Source organism: Kitasatospora sp. NPDC059408 (genome assembly GCF_042751525.1).
Lineage (GTDB): Bacteria > Actinomycetota > Actinomycetes > Streptomycetales > Streptomycetaceae > Kitasatospora.
Genome location: NZ_JBHYWI010000132.1, coordinates 1 through 15,348 on the forward strand (window position 1 = coordinate 1; position 15,348 = coordinate 15,348).

A 15,348-nucleotide genomic window follows, 5' to 3' on the forward strand; every position below is an offset into this window, starting at 1 on the left:
CCGTGGCGGGGAAGGGCCTGCGGCCGTACGTGCGCGGTGCGGCGGATCAGACCTGGCCGGCCTTCTCCAGGGCCTCGCAGCAGGTGTTGATCAGCAGGCGGGTGACGACGTAGGGGTCGACGTTCGCGTTCGGGCGGCGGTCCTCGATGTAGCCCTTCTGCTCCACCTCGACCTGCCACGGGATGCGGACGGAGGCACCGCGGTTGGAGACGCCGTAGCTGTAGACGTTCCACGGGGCGGTCTCGTGCTTGCCGGTCAGGCGGGACTCGATGTCGGCGCCGTACTGGGTGACGTGCTCCAGCACCTTCTCCTGGGAGGTGCCGAGCGACTCGCAGGCGATGATGATGGCGTCGTAGCCCTCGCGCATCGCCTTGGTGGAGAAGTTGGTGTGGGCGCCCGCGCCGTTCCAGTCGCCACGGGCCGGCTTGGCGTCCAGGGTGGCGTCGATGCCGAACTCCTCGGCGGTGCGGTACAGCAGGTAGCGGGCGATCCACAGGTCGTCCGAGACGGTCAGGGCGTCGACCGGGCCGATCTGGAACTCCCACTGGCCGGGCATGACCTCGGCGTTGATGCCGCAGATCGCCAGGCCGGCGTCCATGCAGCGGTCCAGGTGCAGCTCGACGATCTCGCGGCCGAAGACCTCCTCGGCGCCGACACCGCAGTAGTAGCCGCCCTGCGGGGCCGGGTAGCCGCCCTCCGGGAAGCCGAGCGGGCGGGAGCCCTTGAAGAAGGTGTACTCCTGCTCGATGCCGAAGATCGACTCCTGCGCGGAGTACTTCTCGGCGACCTCGCGCAGCAGGGCACGGGTGTTGGACTCGTGCGCCGCACCGTTGGTCTCCAGGACCTCGCACAGGACCAGGATGTTGTCACCACCGCGGATCGGGTCCTTGACGACCTTCACCGGCTCCAGCACGCGGTCGGACGCGTGGCCCTCGGCCTGGTTGGTCGACGAGCCGTCGAAGCCCCAGGTCGGGATCTTGTCGGCGTTGGGCAGGACGCGAGTCTTGGAACGGAGCTTCGCGGTCGGCTTGGTGCCGTCGATCCAGATGTACTCGGCCTTGATTGCCACGGCTGGTCCCTCGCATTGCTGGGTGGTGGGTGCCCGCGTAGCGTCGCAAGCCGCCGTTTCCCGGTTGTTCCTCTCATGTAACGCGCATGTGAACCAACCGTCCGCGTTGACACGGTCACGGTGCGGGAGTGCCGGGGGTGACACTCCCGCTTCCTCTCGTGCCCCGGGGCGGTCCGTCAGTGGTGACGGGCGTGCGCGGCGCGGCGGCGCCGGGTGGCCCAGAGGGCGGCGGCTCCGCCCGCCACGAGCGCCGCGGCCCCGGCGGCGAGCGGGCCGGTGGCGCTGCTGCCACCGGTCTCGGCCAGGCCCGCGGCCGGGCGCGCGGACGCGGCGTGCGCGGCGCCGGCGCCCGTCGTGGTGTCGGCCACCGGCTGGGCGGTGGGCACGCCGGTGGGCGCGTCCGTGGTGGGCGCCGGGGTCGGTGTGGCCGTGGCCGGGCCGGTCGGCGGGACCGGCTTCTCGCAGCTCACCGAGGCGACGGTGATCTTCCCGGTGACCTTGGCGACGTTCAGATTCAGCGGGTTCACCGCCACCTGCACCTCCAGCGCGGAGGCGGCGGCCGTGGTCGAGGTGGTGGTGCGCTTGGAGAACTCCACCGAGACGCTGCCCACCAGCGGCACGTCCACCGTGGTCGGCGCGTACAGGCCGACGGTGACCGGCTTGCCGAGCACGGTGAGCTTCGCGGGCGCGACGACGTTCGCGGTCGGCTGCCCGTCGACCGGACACGTCACCTCGGCGCTCATCGCCTCCAGGCCGAGCAGCGCGGTGGCCGGCAGGCCGGGGGCGTGCACGTCGGCGTTGACCAGCCGGACGGAGGCGGCGGTGCCCTTGGCGTCGGAGCGCGTCACGGACTTCCCGACGTCGGCCTTGACGAGCGTGACCGGGCCCTGCTGGTCGACGCCGTCGACCTTGGCGGTCAGCACGGAGCCTTCGCGCTGCGCGGGCGTCTCCACCTTGTTCAGCGCTATGTCCATGGGCACGTCCACCGCCTTGTTCAGCAGGCTGACGTCCAGCGCGAGCTCGGCGGTGACGGCGCGCGCCGTGCCCGGGGATCCGGGCGCCGGCGCCGGTGTCGGCCCGCCCGCCCGGGCGGGCGGGACGGTGAGCAGCGCGCACGCCACCGTGGCAGCGGCAACAGAAACGATTCGTCGGGAAGACATGGCGGTACCCCCACAGCGGTGGAACGATGAGCCGCCAGTCTTCTCAAACGATCCGTCACACGAGTCACACGGAACGTCATTTCACTCGTTGGAGTGAGGTTGGCGTTCCGCCGTGACCCGGAACTGCTAGGGCAGGCGCCAGTCCACCGGCTGCGCCCCCTGGCGCGCCAGGAGGTCGTTGGCCCGGCTGAACGGCCGCGAGCCGAAGAAGCCGCCGTTCGCCGAGTACGGGCTCGGGTGCGCCGACTCGATCGCCGGGACCTCCCCGAGCAGCGGCCGCAGGTTCCGGGCGTCCCGGCCCCACAGGATCGCCACCAGCGGGCCGCCGCGTGCCACCAGCGCCTTTATCGCCTGCTCGGTGACCTCCTCCCAGCCCTTGCCGCGGTGCGCGGCGGGCTTGCGCGGCGCCGTCGTCAGCGCGCGGTTGAGCAGCAGGACGCCCTGCTGCGTCCACGGGGTGAGGTCACCGTTGGACGGCTGCGGGAGGCCGAGGTCCGTCCCGTACTCCTGGAAGATGTTGATCAGGCTGGCCGGGATCGGCCGCACCTCGGGCCCGACCGAGAAGCTCAGCCCGACGGCGTGCCCGGGGGTCGGGTACGGGTCCTGCCCGACGATCAGCACCCGCACGTCGGCGAAGGGCTGCTGGAAGGCGCGCAGCACGTTCGGCCCGGAGGGCAGGTAGGTGCGGCCTGCGGCCAGTTCGGCGCGCAGGAAGTCGCCCATCGCGGCGACCTGCCCGGCGACGGGTGCCAGGGCGGTCGCCCAGCCGGGCTCGACGATCTCGTGAAGTGGACGCGGTGCCATGGTCGCCACCCTATCGGCCTACGCCGACAGCGCGTTCAGCGGATGATCTTGAGAACCGTCATCCCACCGGGCGGCCGCGCAGCACCACCGTGCGGGGTGCGGCCAGCACCCGGACGTCGGCCCGCGGGTCCTCGTCGTAGACCACGAGGTCCGCCGGGGCGCCCTCCTCCAGGCCCGGGCGCCCGAGCCACTCGCGCGCACCCCAACTCGCCGCCGACAGCGCCTCGTTCGGGCTCAGTCCGGCCTTGACGAGCTCGGCCACCTCCTCCGCCACCAGGCCGTGCGCGAGCGAGCCGCCCGCGTCCGTCCCGACGAAGACCGGGATCCCGGCGTCGTGCGCGGCGCCGACGGTGTCGTAGCGGCGCTCGTGCAGGCGGCGCATGTGCGCGGCCCAGGCCGGGAACTTGCCCTCGCCGCCGGCCGCCAGCGCGGGGAAGGTCGCGATGTTGACGAGCGTCGGGACGATCGCCACCCCGCGCTCGGCGAAGGCCGGGATCAGTTCCTCGGTCAGCCCGGTGGCGTGCTCGACGCAGTCGATGCCGGCCGCGAGGAGGTCCGGCAGCGACTCGGCCGCGAAGCAGTGCGCCGTCACCCGCGCGCCCTCCTCGTGCGCCGCCGCGATCGCCTCGGCCAGCGCGTCGCCGGGCCAGCAGGCGGTGAGGTCGCCGTGCTCGCGGTCGATCCAGTCGCCGACCAGCTTGACCCAGCCGTCGCCGCGCCGGGCCTCGGCCCGGACGTAGACGGCGAGGTCGCCCGGCTCGATCTCGTGCGCGTAGTTGCGGATGTAGCGGCGGGTGCGGGCGATGTGCCGCCCGGCCCGGATGATCCGCGGCAGGTCCTCGCGCTCGTCGATCCAGCGGGTGTCGGCGGCCGAGCCGGCGTCGCGGATCAGCAGGGTGCCGGCGTCGCGGTCGGTGAGCGCCTGCTTCTCGCTGGTCTCGGCGTCCACCGCGCCGTGCGCGTCCAGGCCGACGTGGCAGTGCGCGTCGACCAGGCCGGGCAGCGCCCAGCCGGTGACGGTCCGGACGTCCCCGGCGCCGGGCGGGCGGGTGAAGCTCACCCGGCCGTCCACCACCCAGAGTTCGTCCCGGACGTCCTCCGGACCGACCAGCACCCGACCCCGGACGTGCAGCACCGCGCCATCGCTCATGGCCCGCACTCTACCGACGGGCGGGTTCCGTGGGAGCGGCGAGAATGCGGCAGACTCGTTCCCGTCCCAACCACCCGTGCGCGAAAGGCACCAGCTGTGAGTGTGTTCCTCGACGACCTCCCCCCGCTCAGCGCCGCCGGGTTCGCGGCGATCGAGGACCAGGTGGCCGCGCTGCTGCACACCTCCGCGGACGTGATCGTCACCCAGGGCGAGGCGCTGCTGCCCCTGGAGGCCGCGATCCGCGGCGCCGCGCACCCGGGCTCGACCGCGCTCAACATCGTCACCGGCCCGTACGGCCAGACCTTCGGGAACTGGCTGCGCTCGTGCGGCGCCGAGGTCGTCGACCTGGCGGTCCCCTTCCACAGCGCGGTGAGCGCGCGGCAGGTCGCCGACGCGCTGGCCGCGAACCCGGCGATCGACTTCGTCTCGCTGGTCCACGCCGAGGCCGCCACCGGCAACACCAACCCGGTCGCCGAGATCGCCGCCGTCGTGCGCGAGCACGGCGCGCTGCTGATGCTCGACGCGGTGGCCTCGGTGGCCGCCGAGCCGCTGCTCACCGACGCGTGGGGCGTCGACCTGTGCGTCATCGGCGGCCAGAAGGCGATGGGCGGCCCGGCCGGCGTCTCCGCGGTGTCCGTCTCCGGGCGCGCCTGGGAGCGGATCGCCGCCAACCCGGCCGCCCCGCGCCGCTCGTACCTGTCCCTGCTGGACTGGAAGGAGCGCTGGACGGACGCCGGGCGGGCCGTACTGCCGCACGCCCCGGCCCAGTTGGAGATGCTGGCGCTCGGCGCCTGCCTCGACCGGATCGCCGCCGACGGCCTGCCGGCGGTCATCGCCCGCCACCGCGCCGCCTCGGCCGCGACCCGGGCCGGCGTCCGCGCGCTGGGCACGCTCACCCCGTACGTCACGGAGGACGCGCACGCCGCGCCGGTCGCGACCACCCTGCGCACCGCCCCGGGCGTGCACGCCGGCGAGCTCGCCGCGGCCCTCGACCCGTCGCTCCCCGTCCAGCCGGGCGGCGGCGCGCTGGCGGCGGAGATGCTCCGGGTCAACCACTACGGCCGGGCGGCCTCGCCGGACACCGTCCGCGCGTGCCTCACCGCCCTGGCCGCCGCGACCGGCGCGGACGCCGAGCCGGCCCTGGCGGCCGCCGACGCCGCCTGGGCCGCGACCGTCGAAGGCTGAGCGCACAAGCGGAGAGCGGCCCCCGGGACTCCTCGGGGGCCGCTCTCCGTTCCGGCGGTCAGTGCCCGCCCGCGTCCACCACCTCGACGCCCCGGATGTTCCGCTCGATCTCCTCCCGCGGCAGCGCGACCGCGAGGGCCCAGTAGTAGACCACCAGGGAGAAGACCACCACGACCCCGATGTCCCACCAGAGCGGCAGGTTCCCCTGGGCGCCCACGCCGAAGGTCCCCTGCCACGAGACGATCCCCATCCCGACCAGGTAGACCGGCAGCCACTGCCCGGCCTTGAAGTCCATCCGCGGCGCGTTCGGCATGCCCTTCGAGGCGGCGTACGCGGAGTACCCGCCGAGCAGCGCGTACCCGATCAGGATCGCCAGGCCCAGCCGCCACAGGGTGTCCCAGCCGGACCAGTAAATGACCAGGCTCGCCACCGCGAAGGCCAGCGGCGAGATCACCGAGCCGGCCGGCAGGTGGTACGAGCGCTCCAGCCCCGGCAGCCGCTTGCGCAGCACGCCGAAGGCCAGCGGCGCCCCCGCGTACATCAGCACGACGGCGGAGGTGATGAACCCGACCAGCCGCTGCCAGCTCGGGAAGGGCAGGAAGCACAGCACGCCGGCCACCCAGGCGATGACCAGGCCGAGCCAGGGCACCGAGCGCTTGTCGGTGTACTGGAGGGCCTGCGGCGCGTAGCCGTTGCGGCTGAGGCCGTAGGTGACCCGCGAGCTGGAGGTGATGTAGACCAGCCCGGTACCGGCCGGCGAGATCACCGCGTCGATGAACAGGATGGTGGCGAGCCAGCCGAGCCCGATCAGCGTGGCGAGGCCCGCGAACGGCCCGCTGATGCCGGGGTAGTCGAGCTTGCCCCAGCCCCCGGCGAAGGTCTCCGGCGGCAGGGCGCCGATGAACACCACCTGGAGCATGACGTAGACGATCGTGCCGACCACCACCGAGCCGAGCACGGCCCTCGGGATGTCCCGGCGGGGGTTGCGGCTCTCGCCCGCCCACTGGATGGCCTGCTCGAAGCCGAGCAGCGCGAAGATCACCCCGCTGGTGCTGATGGCCGCGAGCACGCCCTTGGCGCCGTCCGGCGCGAAGCCGTGGACGTTGAAGTTGGAACCGTGGAACTCGGTGATCCCGAGGGCGAAGATGGCCAGGATCGGGACCGCGACCTTCCACACGGTGGCCACGCTGTTGGTGTGCGCGAGCAGCCGGACCCCGAGGAAGTTGACGGCGACGAAGACCCCGAGCAGCACGGCCGCGACGACGAACCCGCTGCCCGTCAGCGTGAGGTCCTTGTTCAGGAAGCCGTCCGCCCAGGTCCAGTGCCGGGCGTAGTTGATCATCGCCTGGACCTCGATGGGCGCGATCGTCGCGGCCTGCAGCCACGTGAACCACCCGAACGACATCCCCGCGAACCCGCCGAACGCGTAGTGCGGGTAGCGCGCCGTCCCGCCCGCCACCGGGAAGAGCCCGCCCAGCTCGGCGTGGATCAGCGCCAGGAGGATGATCGCCACCGCACCGATCCCCCAGGACAGCAGGGCGGCCGGCCCGGCCGCCACCGCCGCCTTCTGCGCCCCGAACAGCCAGCCGGACCCGATGATCGCGCCGACCGAGGCCCAGAGCAGCCCGACCATCCCGACTTCTCGCTTGAGCCCGGTATGCCCTGACCCAGCCGGAGCCGTCGTCCTGGAATGAGCCATACCCGGCCACCTCTCACCTATCGGGACAAATCCACCCCGACAGTGCCGCAGCCCCGCCCCTTCTCCCTCGCCAAAACGCGCCCGGGACCACCCCCCTCACCCGAACGGCCGAATCCGGCCGGGATCTCCCGGGACAGTTCCCGGGGCGTTCACCCGCAGGGCACCGGGAACTCACCGGGGGGCGGCAGGCTCCCGGGCGACGGGGTGAAGTTGGCTATACAACTCCACGCCACATATGCCGCCGAGGAGGACCACCGCCATGCCCGAGCTGCCGACGTACTGGCTGCGCGACAACTGCCCGTGTGCCGAGTGCCGCGACCCCCGGAACGGGCAGAAGCTGTTCCAGATCGCCGACCTGCCCGAGGACCTCGCGATCGCGGCGCAGTGCGAGATGAACGGGAACCTGGAGGTGCTCTGGTCGGACGGGCACCGCTCGCGCTACCCGCTCGCCTGGCTGGCCGAGGCCGGCGACGGGGACGGGCGCACCGAGGCCGACAAGCGGCTCTGGGTCGCGGCGGACTTCCGGCGCGGGCTGCCGGAGGCCGCGTGGGAGGCGTACCTGGCCGATCCCGCCGAGCAGGCCGCGGTGCTGGCGGCCGTCCAGCGCAGCGGGTTCGCGGTGCTGCGCGGCGTGCCGACCACGGAGGGAAAGGTGTGTGAGGTCGCCGAGAGCTTCGGGTTCGTGCGGGTCACCAACTACGGCGAGCTGTTCGACGTCCGCGTCGAGCCGGACCCGAACAACCTCGCCTTCACCAGCGCCGCCATCACGCCGCACACCGACAACCCGTACCGGGACCCGGTGCCGACCCTCCAGCTCCTGCACTGCCTGGAGAACTCCGCCACCGGCGGCGACTCCGGGCTCGTCGACGGCTTCAAGGCCGCCGCCGTCCTCCGGGACGAAGCCCCGGCGGACTTCGCCGTCCTCACCCGCACCCCCGTCCCGTTCGTCTTCCGCGACCGCGGCACCGAACTGCGCGCCGACCGTCCGCTGATCGACGTCGACCCGCTCGGCCGGATCCGCGAGGTCCGGTTCAACAACCGGTCGATCGGCACCCTTCGCAGTGGTGACAGGAACGCCTTCTACGCCGCCTACCGCCGCTTCGCCGCCATCACGCTCCGCCCGGAGCTCCAGCTGACCTTCCGCCTCGGCCCCGGCGATTGCCTGATCTTCGACAACACCCGCCTCCTGCACGCCCGGACGGGCTTCCAGCAGGACGGCCACCGCCACCTCCAGGGCTGCTACGCCGACCTCGACTCGCTCGCCTCCACCCTCGCCGTGCTGCACCGCCGCACCGCCGCCCTGGACGCGGTCGCCGAGCTGTTCGCGGGCGAGGGCGCCGGGGAGTACCTGGGCGAGGCGGTCACGATGGCCGAGCACATGCTCCAGGCCGCCGCTGCCGCCGAGGCGGCCCAAGCACCGGCGCACCTCATCGCCGCGGCCCTGTTGCACGACGTCGGTCACTTCCAGGGCACCCTGCACGGCCGGGACCTGATGCAGGGGCAGGACAACCGGCACAGCGACAGCGGCGCCGACTGGCTGGCGCAGTGGTTCGGCCCGGAGGTCACCGGGCCCGTCCGGCTGCACGTCGCCGCGAAGCGCTACCTGTGCGCGGTCGAGCCGGACTACCGCGCGCGGCTGTCCGAGGCGTCCGAGTACACGCTCAAGGTCCAGGGCGGCCCGATGGACGACGCCCAGGCCGCCGCCTTCGCCGCGCTCCCGGGCGCCGCCGACGCGGTGGCCGTCCGCCGCTGGGACGACGAGGCGAAGGCCGCCGGTGCGCCCACACCGGACTTCGAGCACTACCGCCCGTTGCTCGCCTCGCTCATGAAGTAGCGGGGAGCGAGGGAGGGGAGAACCGAAAGGTCCTCCCCTCCCGGCTCAGTCCAGTTCGCGCGCGTGCCGCGAAAGCGCGGACGTCGCCAGGGAGTTGTGCACGCTGAACGCCACCGTCCCGGGCAGGTAGCGGTCCTGGGACCACTCCACCGGCGTGCCGGTCGGGTCGGTCGTGCGCCGCCGCTCGCGCAGCAGCGGGCCGCCGCGGCGGCAGCCGAGCAGGCGGGCGTCCTCCGCGTTGGCCGCGACGATGTCGATGGTGTGGTCGGCGTCGCAGAACAGGATGCCGTGCTCGCGCAGCACCTCGGTGTGCGAGACGACGTCCGGCGGCAGCTCGGCCACGATCTCGCCGACGCGCGGCGGGTAGACGGTGCGCTCGACCATCACCGGCGTGCCGGACAGCGTCCGCAGCCGGACCGTCACGTACACGTCGGCGCCCGGCTCCAGCCGCAGTTGCTCGCGCTCGGCGGCGTCGGCCGGGCGGCGCACCAGCGAGTCGAGGATGCCGCCGGGCTCCTCCCCCATCGAGTACGCCCAGTGCGTGAAGCTGAGGAGCTCGGAGAAGCTCTGCACCCGCGCGCCGCCGAGCACCACGCGCCGGGTGCCGCGCCGGGAGGTGACCAGTCCGTCCGAGCGGAGCACGGCCAGCGCCTGGCGGACCGTCCCGCGGGAGACCCCGTACTGCTCGGCCAGCGCGCCCTCGGCCGGCAGCCGGCCCGCCTCGCCGAACGCGCCGGAGGTGATCGCCTCGCGCAGGTCGGCGGCCACCTTGCGGTAGAGGGCTCCCGTGCGCTCCGCCGGCCGCCCCGGCTCCAGCCCGGGATCCGTTGCCACGTCAGTCAATGTCCCTCCTGGGGCGGTGTCCTGCGCAGCCGTACCGGCGCGGACAGCCCGACCTTATCCCGCTGCGCCTTCGAAGCATCGCACCGGACGGATCACTCCCGACCGGCCGGATTCCACCGTTCCCGCAGCCGACCCCGGTTCTGGGCCGTCCGTTCACCTTCCCGTCACCGGACTCCGGGTTACTTACCCCCGTCAGCGAAGTTGGCTAGTCAACTCGGACGGACTCGCCCGGCTATCGGACGAACCCGAGCACCGGCCGCCACTCGCACGATCCCCCGATCAGACACCTCTGCTCCGCACTCACCCCTCGCAGTACACCCCCGATCAGGAGACTGACCAGTGTCCGTGCACCGCGCCCGCTCCGCCGCCTTCGCGGCCGTCCTGACCGCCGCCGCGCTCTCCCTCACCGCCTGCGGCTCCGCCGGCTCGTCCTCCGCGAAGTCCAACAGCGCCTCGGGCGGCAAGGACGCGAAGACCGCCACCTCCGTCGCCGACTTCGGCGGCATGGACGCGCTGGTCGCCGCCGCCAAGAAGGAGGGCAAGCTCCACGTCATCACGCTGCCGCGCGACTGGGCGAACTACGGCAAGCTGATGGACGACTTCAAGGCGAAGTACGGCATCGAGATCGAGGACGAGAACCCGGACGGCTCCAGCCAGGACGAGATCAACGCGATCACCTCCCGCAAGGGCCAGGACCGCGCCCCCGACGTCGTCGACCTCGGCTCGGCCTTCGCGATCAGCGCCGGCAAGCAGGGCCTGCTGGCCCCCTACAAGGTCGCCGACTTCGACAAGATCCCGGCCACCATGAAGGACGCGGGCGGCCTGAGCTACAACGACTACGGCGGCTACATGTCGATCGGCTGCGACGCCAAGAAGGTGGCCGTCTGCCCGAAGACCTTCGCCGACCTGCTCAAGCCCGACTACAAGGGCATGGTCGCCCTGAACGGCAACCCGACCAAGGCCGGTGCCGCCTTCGGCGCCGTCTACGCCGCGGCCCTCGCCAACGCCGGCTCGCTGGACAACATCCAGCCCGGCATCGACTTCTTCGGCAAGGTCAAGCAGGCCGGCAACTTCAACCCGGTCGAGGTCACCCCGGCGACCATCGAGAAGGGCGAGACCCCGATCAGCATCGACTGGTCGTACCTGAACGCCGGCTACTCGGTGAAGTTCAAGGACAAGGGCATCGACTGGCAGGTCGCCATCCCGTCGGACGGCTCCTACGCGCAGTACTACAACCAGGCCGTCAACAAGGACGCGCCGCACCCGGCCGCCGCCCGCCTGTGGGAGGAGTACCTCTACAGCGCCGCCGGCCAGAACGGCTTCATGGGCGGCTTCGCCACCCCGGCCCTCTTCGACGCCATGAAGGCCGCCGGCACCCTCGACGCCGACGCCGCCTCGAAGCTGCCGCCGGTCGAGAAGCCCTTCACCACCTTCCCCACCCCGGACCAGACCGACGCGGCCAAGAAGGTCGTGACCGAGAACTGGGCCAAGGCGATCGCGGGCTGACCTGAGATGACCACGGCTCCCACCCCGGTGCCGGCCTCCGCCTCCGCCGCGCGTAGCGGCGGGGGCGGCGCCCCCGGCTCCGTCACCCCCGAATCCCCGGCCACCACCGCGGCCGCCAAGGCCCCCCGCCCCGGCAAGCGCGGCGGACCCCGCGGCCGGGCCTGGCTGGCCGCCCTCCCCCTGCTGCTGTTCTTCGCGATCGGCTTCGGGCTGCCCGCCATCGCGATCGCCATCGGCGCGTTCACGACCTCCACCGACGCCCCCGACGGCGGCGGCACGTTCACCACCGACAACCTCACCGGCTCGCTGCAGGGCGCGTACTTCACCGCCCTGTGGGGCAGCGTGAAGCTCTCCCTGCTGACCGCGCTGATCGCCACCGTCGTCGGCCTGCCGCTGGCCCAGGCGGTCGCCACCTCCCGGCTGCGGATGTTCCGCGAGGCCGTCATGTCCGCCTCCGGCGTGCTCGCCAACTTCGGCGGCGTCCCGCTCGCGTTCATGTTCGTCGCCACCCTCGGCAACTCCGGCGAGGTCACCAAGCAGTTCGGCCTCACCAAGCACGGCTGGAACCTCTACACCTTCTCCGGCCTCTCGGTGGTCTACCTGTACTTCCTGGTGCCGCTGATGGTCATCACCATCACCCCGGCCCTGGAGGGCCTGCGCACCCAGTGGCGCGAGGCGGCGGCCAACAACGGCGCCACCGGCGTGCAGTACTGGCGCCACGTGGCCCTGCCGGTGCTCGCGCCCTCGCTGCTCGGCGGCTTCGTGCTGCTCTTCGGCGCCTCCTTCGCCGCGTACGCCACCGCCGAGGCCATGGTGGGCAGTTCGGTGCCGCTGATCTCGATGCAGATCGGCGACGCGCTGTCCGGCAACGTCCTGGTCGGCCAGGGCAACCTCGCCCTCGCCCTCGGCCTCGACATGATCGTGGTCGCCTGCCTGGTGATGGCCGTGTACCTGCCCCTTCAGCGCCGGAGTGCCAAGTGGCTCGCCTGATCAACCGCATCCGTTTCGGCCGCGGCCTCGTCCTGCTGATCTGCGGGATCTACTTCGCCGTCCCGATGGCCGCGTCGCTGTGGTTCAGCATCGACGACAACAAGGGCGGCACCACCTTCCGCGCCTACACGGAGCTGGTGAACGCCCCCGGCTTCACCGACAGCCTCGTGCTGAGCCTCGAACTCGCCGGCGTCTCCGTGGCGGTGCTGCTGCTCCTGCTGGTGCCCGCGATGCTCGCCGCCCGGCTCGGCGCGCCGAAGCTGCGCCCGGTGATCGAGATCATGTGCTCGATGCCGCTGGTCGTCCCCGTGGTCGCGCTGACCACCGGCATCATCGGCGTGCTGCGCTGGGGCCCGGACTACCTGCAGGACACGCCGTTCTTCCAGACCATCGTGGCCATCCAGGACCCGAACTTCCCCGTCGTCCTGATCATCGCGTACGTGCTGATGGCGCTCCCGTTCGCCTACCGGGCGCTGGACGCCGGGATGCGCGGCGTCGACGTCGTCACCCTCGTCGAGGCCGCCCGCAACTGCGGCGCCGGCTGGCTTCGCGCGGTGTTCACCGTCGTCCTGCCGAACCTGCGCAGCGGGCTGCTGAACGCGGCTGTGCTCACCGTCGCCCTGGTGCTCGGCGAGTTCACCACCGCCTCGATCCTCGGCTTCGCCCCCTTCTCGGTGTGGATCAACTCCAACGGCAAGAGCGACGGCCAGATGTCCGTCGCCGTGTCGATGCTCAGCCTGCTGATCGTCTGGCTCGTCCTGCTGCTGATGTCCGCCGTCGGCCGCGGCCGCAAGTCCGCGCGGTCCTGATCCGCCCCTTCCGCTTCCCAGGAGTACCTCCCCCATGACCACGGCTACCGCCACCGCCACCGGCACGGCCCCGGCCACCGGCGGCGCGACCGTCGAATTCCGCTCCCTGCGGCGCTCGTTCGGCGCCACCACCGCCCTCGACGGCCTGGACCTGACCGTCAACCCGGGCGAACTGCTCGCCCTGCTCGGCCCGTCCGGCTGCGGCAAGACCACCGCGCTGCGCATCCTGGCCGGCTTCGAGCAGCACGACTCCGGCGAGGTCCTCGTCGACGGCCGGGACATCACCGCGATCCCGGCGCACAAGCGCGACGCGGGCATGGTGTTCCAGTCCTACAGCCTCTTCCCGCACCTGACCGCGCTCGACAACGTCGCCTTCGGGCTGCGGATGCGCGGCGCCGGCAAGGCCGAGCGCCGGCGGCGCGCCCAGGAGCTGCTGGAGCTCGTCGGCCTGCCGCAGCGTGCCGGGCACTACCCGCACCAGATGTCCGGCGGCCAGCAGCAGCGCATCGCGCTCGCCCGCGCGCTCGCCCTGCAGCCGCGCGTCCTGCTGCTCGACGAGCCGCTGTCCGCGCTGGACGCCAAGGTCCGCCTCCAGCTGCGCGAGGAGATCCGCCGCCTCCAGCAGGAGCTCGGGATCACCACCCTGTTCGTCACCCACGACCAGGAGGAGGCGCTGTCGATGGCCGACCGCGTCGCCGTCCTGCGCGCGGGCCGCCTGGAGCAGTGCGCCAGCCCGAACGAGCTGTACTCGCGCCCGGCCACCGCGTTCGTCGCCGAGTTCGTCGGCACCATGAGCCGGATCCCGTGCACCCGCACCGACGGGGGCGTCGAGGTGCTCGGCCGCCGGCACGCCGTGGACGGCGCCCTGCCGGTCGACGGCGAGCTCCAGGTGCTGGTCCGCCCGGAGAACGTCACGCTGACCCCGTCCGCGAACGGCCCGGCCCTCGTCGTCACCGCGTCCTTCCTGGGTGCCGTCACCCGGCTCACCGTCCGCCTGGACGACGGCACCGAGGTCAAGGCCGACCTGCCGACCGAGGCCGCCGCCGCCCTCCCGGCCGGTTCGCGCGCCGCGCTCACCCTCCCCGAGCGACCCGTACTGGTGGACCGCCGCTCGGCCTGAGAGCCTGTGACGTCCCCTTTTCGCTCCTGACGATCCACCGAAGGTACCGCCATGCCTGAATCCGCCATGCCTGAATCCGCACTGCCCGAATCCGCACTGCCCGCCGCCGTCCTGTTCGACATGGACGGCACCCTGGTCGACACCGAGCACCTCTGGTGGGAGGCCGCCGCCGAGCTCGCCGAGGAGCTGCACCGCCCGCTCACCGACCAGGACGCCCCGGAGGTGCTCGGCCGCGCCGTCGAGCACACCGCCGCCCACCTGCACCGGGTCAGCGGCACCGAGCTGAGCGAGGCCGAGGTCGCCGAGCGGCTCGGCGAGTCCTTCGCCGGCAAGGTCGCCGCCGAGACGGTCCCGCGCCCCGGCGCGCTCGCCCTGCTCGCCTCGCTGCGCGAGGCCCGGGTGCCCACCGCGCTGGTCTCCGCCTCGCCGCGCCGGGTGGTCGACCTCGTCCTGTCCACCATCGGCCGGGACTGGTTCACCGTCACCCTCGCCGCCGAGGACACCGAGCGGACCAAGCCCGCGCCCGACCCGTACCTGGCCGCCGCCGAGCGCCTCGGCCTGGACCCGGCCGCCTGCGTCGCCGTCGAGGACACCCCGACCGGCGTCACCTCCGCCAGCGCGGCCGGCTGCGCCGTGCTCGCCGTCCCGTCCACGGCCACGCCGATGCCGGACGGCGCCCGGATCACGCTGCTCGACAGCCTGGCGAACGCGGATCTAGCCCTGCTCGGGAAGCTCGGCGCCCACCAGGCCGTTTGAGTCCGGCATGCCCTACCTCCTCCTCGCCCTCGCGATCCTCAGCGAAGTCTGCGCGACCAGCTGCCTCAAGCTCACCGAGGGCTTCTCGAAGTTCTGGCCCAGCGTCGGCGTGGGCGTCGGCTACGTGCTCTCCTTCGCGCTGCTCGGCCGCGCGCTCAAGCACATCCCGGTCTCGGTCGCGTACGCGGTCTGGTCGGGCGCCGGGACGGCGGCGGTCGCCGGGATCGGCGTCGTCGCCTTCGGCGAGTCGCTCGGCAGGCTCCAGATCGCGGGGATCGCCCTGATCATCGTCGGGGTGGTCGTGCTCAACCTCAAGGGCGGCCACTGAACCCTCCCGGTCCGGCGGCGCGGGCCTGTCTCTAATTCACATCGGACGCTTCAGACGAGCTCCGCCGTGAGGATCGCGGTGTTAGGCGTCGCAGG

14 protein-coding genes are annotated in these 15,348 nt (G+C 72.7%); 8 read left to right on the plus strand and 6 right to left on the minus strand.

Annotated features, from left to right (window positions below; translation table 11 throughout):
* Window positions 1–46: 46 nt before the first annotated feature.
* The 4 genes from glnII to ACFXDE_RS41900 all read right to left on the minus strand — a co-directional run bounded on the left by glnII (window position 47) and on the right by ACFXDE_RS41900 (window position 4,183).
* Complete coding sequence (glnII, locus tag ACFXDE_RS41885; protein WP_380499447.1) at window positions 47–1,069, minus strand: glutamine synthetase GlnII; 1,023 nt, start codon at window positions 1,067–1,069, stop codon at window positions 47–49.
* Between the two features lie 176 nt (window positions 1,070–1,245).
* Window positions 1,246–2,229, minus strand: a complete 984-nt coding sequence (locus ACFXDE_RS41890) for an SCO1860 family LAETG-anchored protein (RefSeq protein ID WP_380499448.1) — start codon at window positions 2,227–2,229, stop codon at window positions 1,246–1,248.
* A 126-nt stretch (window positions 2,230–2,355) separates the two neighbouring features.
* Complete coding sequence (locus tag ACFXDE_RS41895; RefSeq protein ID WP_380445219.1) at window positions 2,356–3,033, minus strand: uracil-DNA glycosylase; 678 nt, start codon at window positions 3,031–3,033, stop codon at window positions 2,356–2,358.
* A gap of 58 nt (window positions 3,034–3,091) precedes the next feature.
* Window positions 3,092–4,183 (minus strand): amidohydrolase family protein, encoded by a 1,092-nt coding sequence (locus ACFXDE_RS41900; protein WP_380499449.1) that lies wholly within the window; start codon window positions 4,181–4,183, stop codon window positions 3,092–3,094.
* A gap of 96 nt (window positions 4,184–4,279) precedes the next feature.
* Between ACFXDE_RS41900 and ACFXDE_RS41905 the strand changes: the two genes are divergently transcribed.
* The gene (locus ACFXDE_RS41905; protein ID WP_380445217.1) at window positions 4,280–5,368 is read left to right on the plus strand and encodes a pyridoxal-phosphate-dependent aminotransferase family protein; all 1,089 of its coding nucleotides are present in this window, start codon (window positions 4,280–4,282) and stop codon (window positions 5,366–5,368) included.
* A gap of 58 nt (window positions 5,369–5,426) precedes the next feature.
* Here ACFXDE_RS41905 and ACFXDE_RS41910 read toward each other — a convergent pair whose 3' ends face one another.
* The gene (locus tag ACFXDE_RS41910; RefSeq protein ID WP_380445216.1) at window positions 5,427–7,001 is read right to left on the minus strand and encodes an APC family permease; all 1,575 of its coding nucleotides are present in this window, start codon (window positions 6,999–7,001) and stop codon (window positions 5,427–5,429) included.
* A 325-nt stretch (window positions 7,002–7,326) separates the two neighbouring features.
* Between ACFXDE_RS41910 and ACFXDE_RS41915 the strand changes: the two genes are divergently transcribed.
* Entirely contained in the window at window positions 7,327–8,901 is a 1,575-nt protein-coding gene (locus ACFXDE_RS41915; RefSeq protein WP_380499451.1) for a TauD/TfdA family dioxygenase, read from the plus strand.
* Between the two features lie 45 nt (window positions 8,902–8,946).
* On the opposite strand, the gene ACFXDE_RS41920 is transcribed toward ACFXDE_RS41915, so the two are convergent.
* Window positions 8,947–9,735, minus strand: coding sequence for a GntR family transcriptional regulator (locus ACFXDE_RS41920; protein WP_359960935.1), 789 nt, complete (start codon window positions 9,733–9,735; stop codon window positions 8,947–8,949).
* 348 nt (window positions 9,736–10,083) lie between these two features.
* On the opposite strand from ACFXDE_RS41920, the gene ACFXDE_RS41925 reads away from it, so the two are divergent.
* From ACFXDE_RS41925 to ACFXDE_RS41950, 6 genes are all read left to right on the plus strand, one after another.
* The gene (locus ACFXDE_RS41925; protein ID WP_380499452.1) at window positions 10,084–11,250 is read left to right on the plus strand and encodes an ABC transporter substrate-binding protein; all 1,167 of its coding nucleotides are present in this window, start codon (window positions 10,084–10,086) and stop codon (window positions 11,248–11,250) included.
* Between the two features lie 6 nt (window positions 11,251–11,256).
* Complete coding sequence (locus ACFXDE_RS41930; protein WP_380499454.1) at window positions 11,257–12,240, plus strand: ABC transporter permease; 984 nt, start codon at window positions 11,257–11,259, stop codon at window positions 12,238–12,240.
* Window positions 12,240–13,049, plus strand: a complete 810-nt coding sequence (locus ACFXDE_RS41935) for an ABC transporter permease (RefSeq protein ID WP_380499456.1) — start codon at window positions 12,240–12,242, stop codon at window positions 13,047–13,049. Before ACFXDE_RS41930 ends, ACFXDE_RS41935 begins: the two co-directional genes overlap by 1 nt.
* Before the next feature lie 34 nt (window positions 13,050–13,083).
* Entirely contained in the window at window positions 13,084–14,169 is a 1,086-nt protein-coding gene (locus ACFXDE_RS41940) for an ABC transporter ATP-binding protein (RefSeq protein WP_380445206.1), read from the plus strand.
* A gap of 66 nt (window positions 14,170–14,235) precedes the next feature.
* Window positions 14,236–14,925: an HAD family hydrolase gene (locus ACFXDE_RS41945; protein ID WP_380499455.1), complete on the plus strand. Its 690-nt coding sequence runs from the start codon at window positions 14,236–14,238 to the stop codon at window positions 14,923–14,925.
* Between the two features lie 7 nt (window positions 14,926–14,932).
* The gene (locus tag ACFXDE_RS41950) at window positions 14,933–15,253 is read left to right on the plus strand and encodes a DMT family transporter (protein ID WP_380445204.1); all 321 of its coding nucleotides are present in this window, start codon (window positions 14,933–14,935) and stop codon (window positions 15,251–15,253) included.
* The last annotated feature ends 95 nt before the right edge of the window (window positions 15,254–15,348 follow it).

Excerpts from the sequence above, each read along its gene's own strand:
- ACFXDE_RS41890 (WP_380499448.1), bottom strand. The coding sequence starts at position 2,229 with ATGTCTTCCCGACGAATCGTTTCTGTTGCCGCTGCCACGGTGGCGTGC.
- ACFXDE_RS41895 (WP_380445219.1), bottom strand. The coding sequence starts at position 3,033 with ATGGCACCGCGTCCACTTCACGAGATCGTCGAGCCCGGCTGGGCGACC.
- ACFXDE_RS41900 (WP_380499449.1), bottom strand. The coding sequence starts at position 4,183 with ATGAGCGATGGCGCGGTGCTGCACGTCCGGGGTCGGGTGCTGGTCGGT.
- ACFXDE_RS41910 (WP_380445216.1), bottom strand. The coding sequence starts at position 7,001 with ATGGTCGGGCTGCTCTGGGCCTCGGTCGGCGCGATCATCGGGTCCGGC.
- ACFXDE_RS41915 (WP_380499451.1), top strand. The coding sequence starts at position 7,327 with ATGCCCGAGCTGCCGACGTACTGGCTGCGCGACAACTGCCCGTGTGCC.
- ACFXDE_RS41930 (WP_380499454.1), top strand. The coding sequence starts at position 11,257 with ATGACCACGGCTCCCACCCCGGTGCCGGCCTCCGCCTCCGCCGCGCGT.
- ACFXDE_RS41940 (WP_380445206.1), top strand. The coding sequence starts at position 13,084 with ATGACCACGGCTACCGCCACCGCCACCGGCACGGCCCCGGCCACCGGC.
- ACFXDE_RS41945 (WP_380499455.1), top strand. The coding sequence starts at position 14,236 with ATGCCTGAATCCGCACTGCCCGAATCCGCACTGCCCGCCGCCGTCCTG.
- ACFXDE_RS41950 (WP_380445204.1), top strand. The coding sequence starts at position 14,933 with ATGCCCTACCTCCTCCTCGCCCTCGCGATCCTCAGCGAAGTCTGCGCG.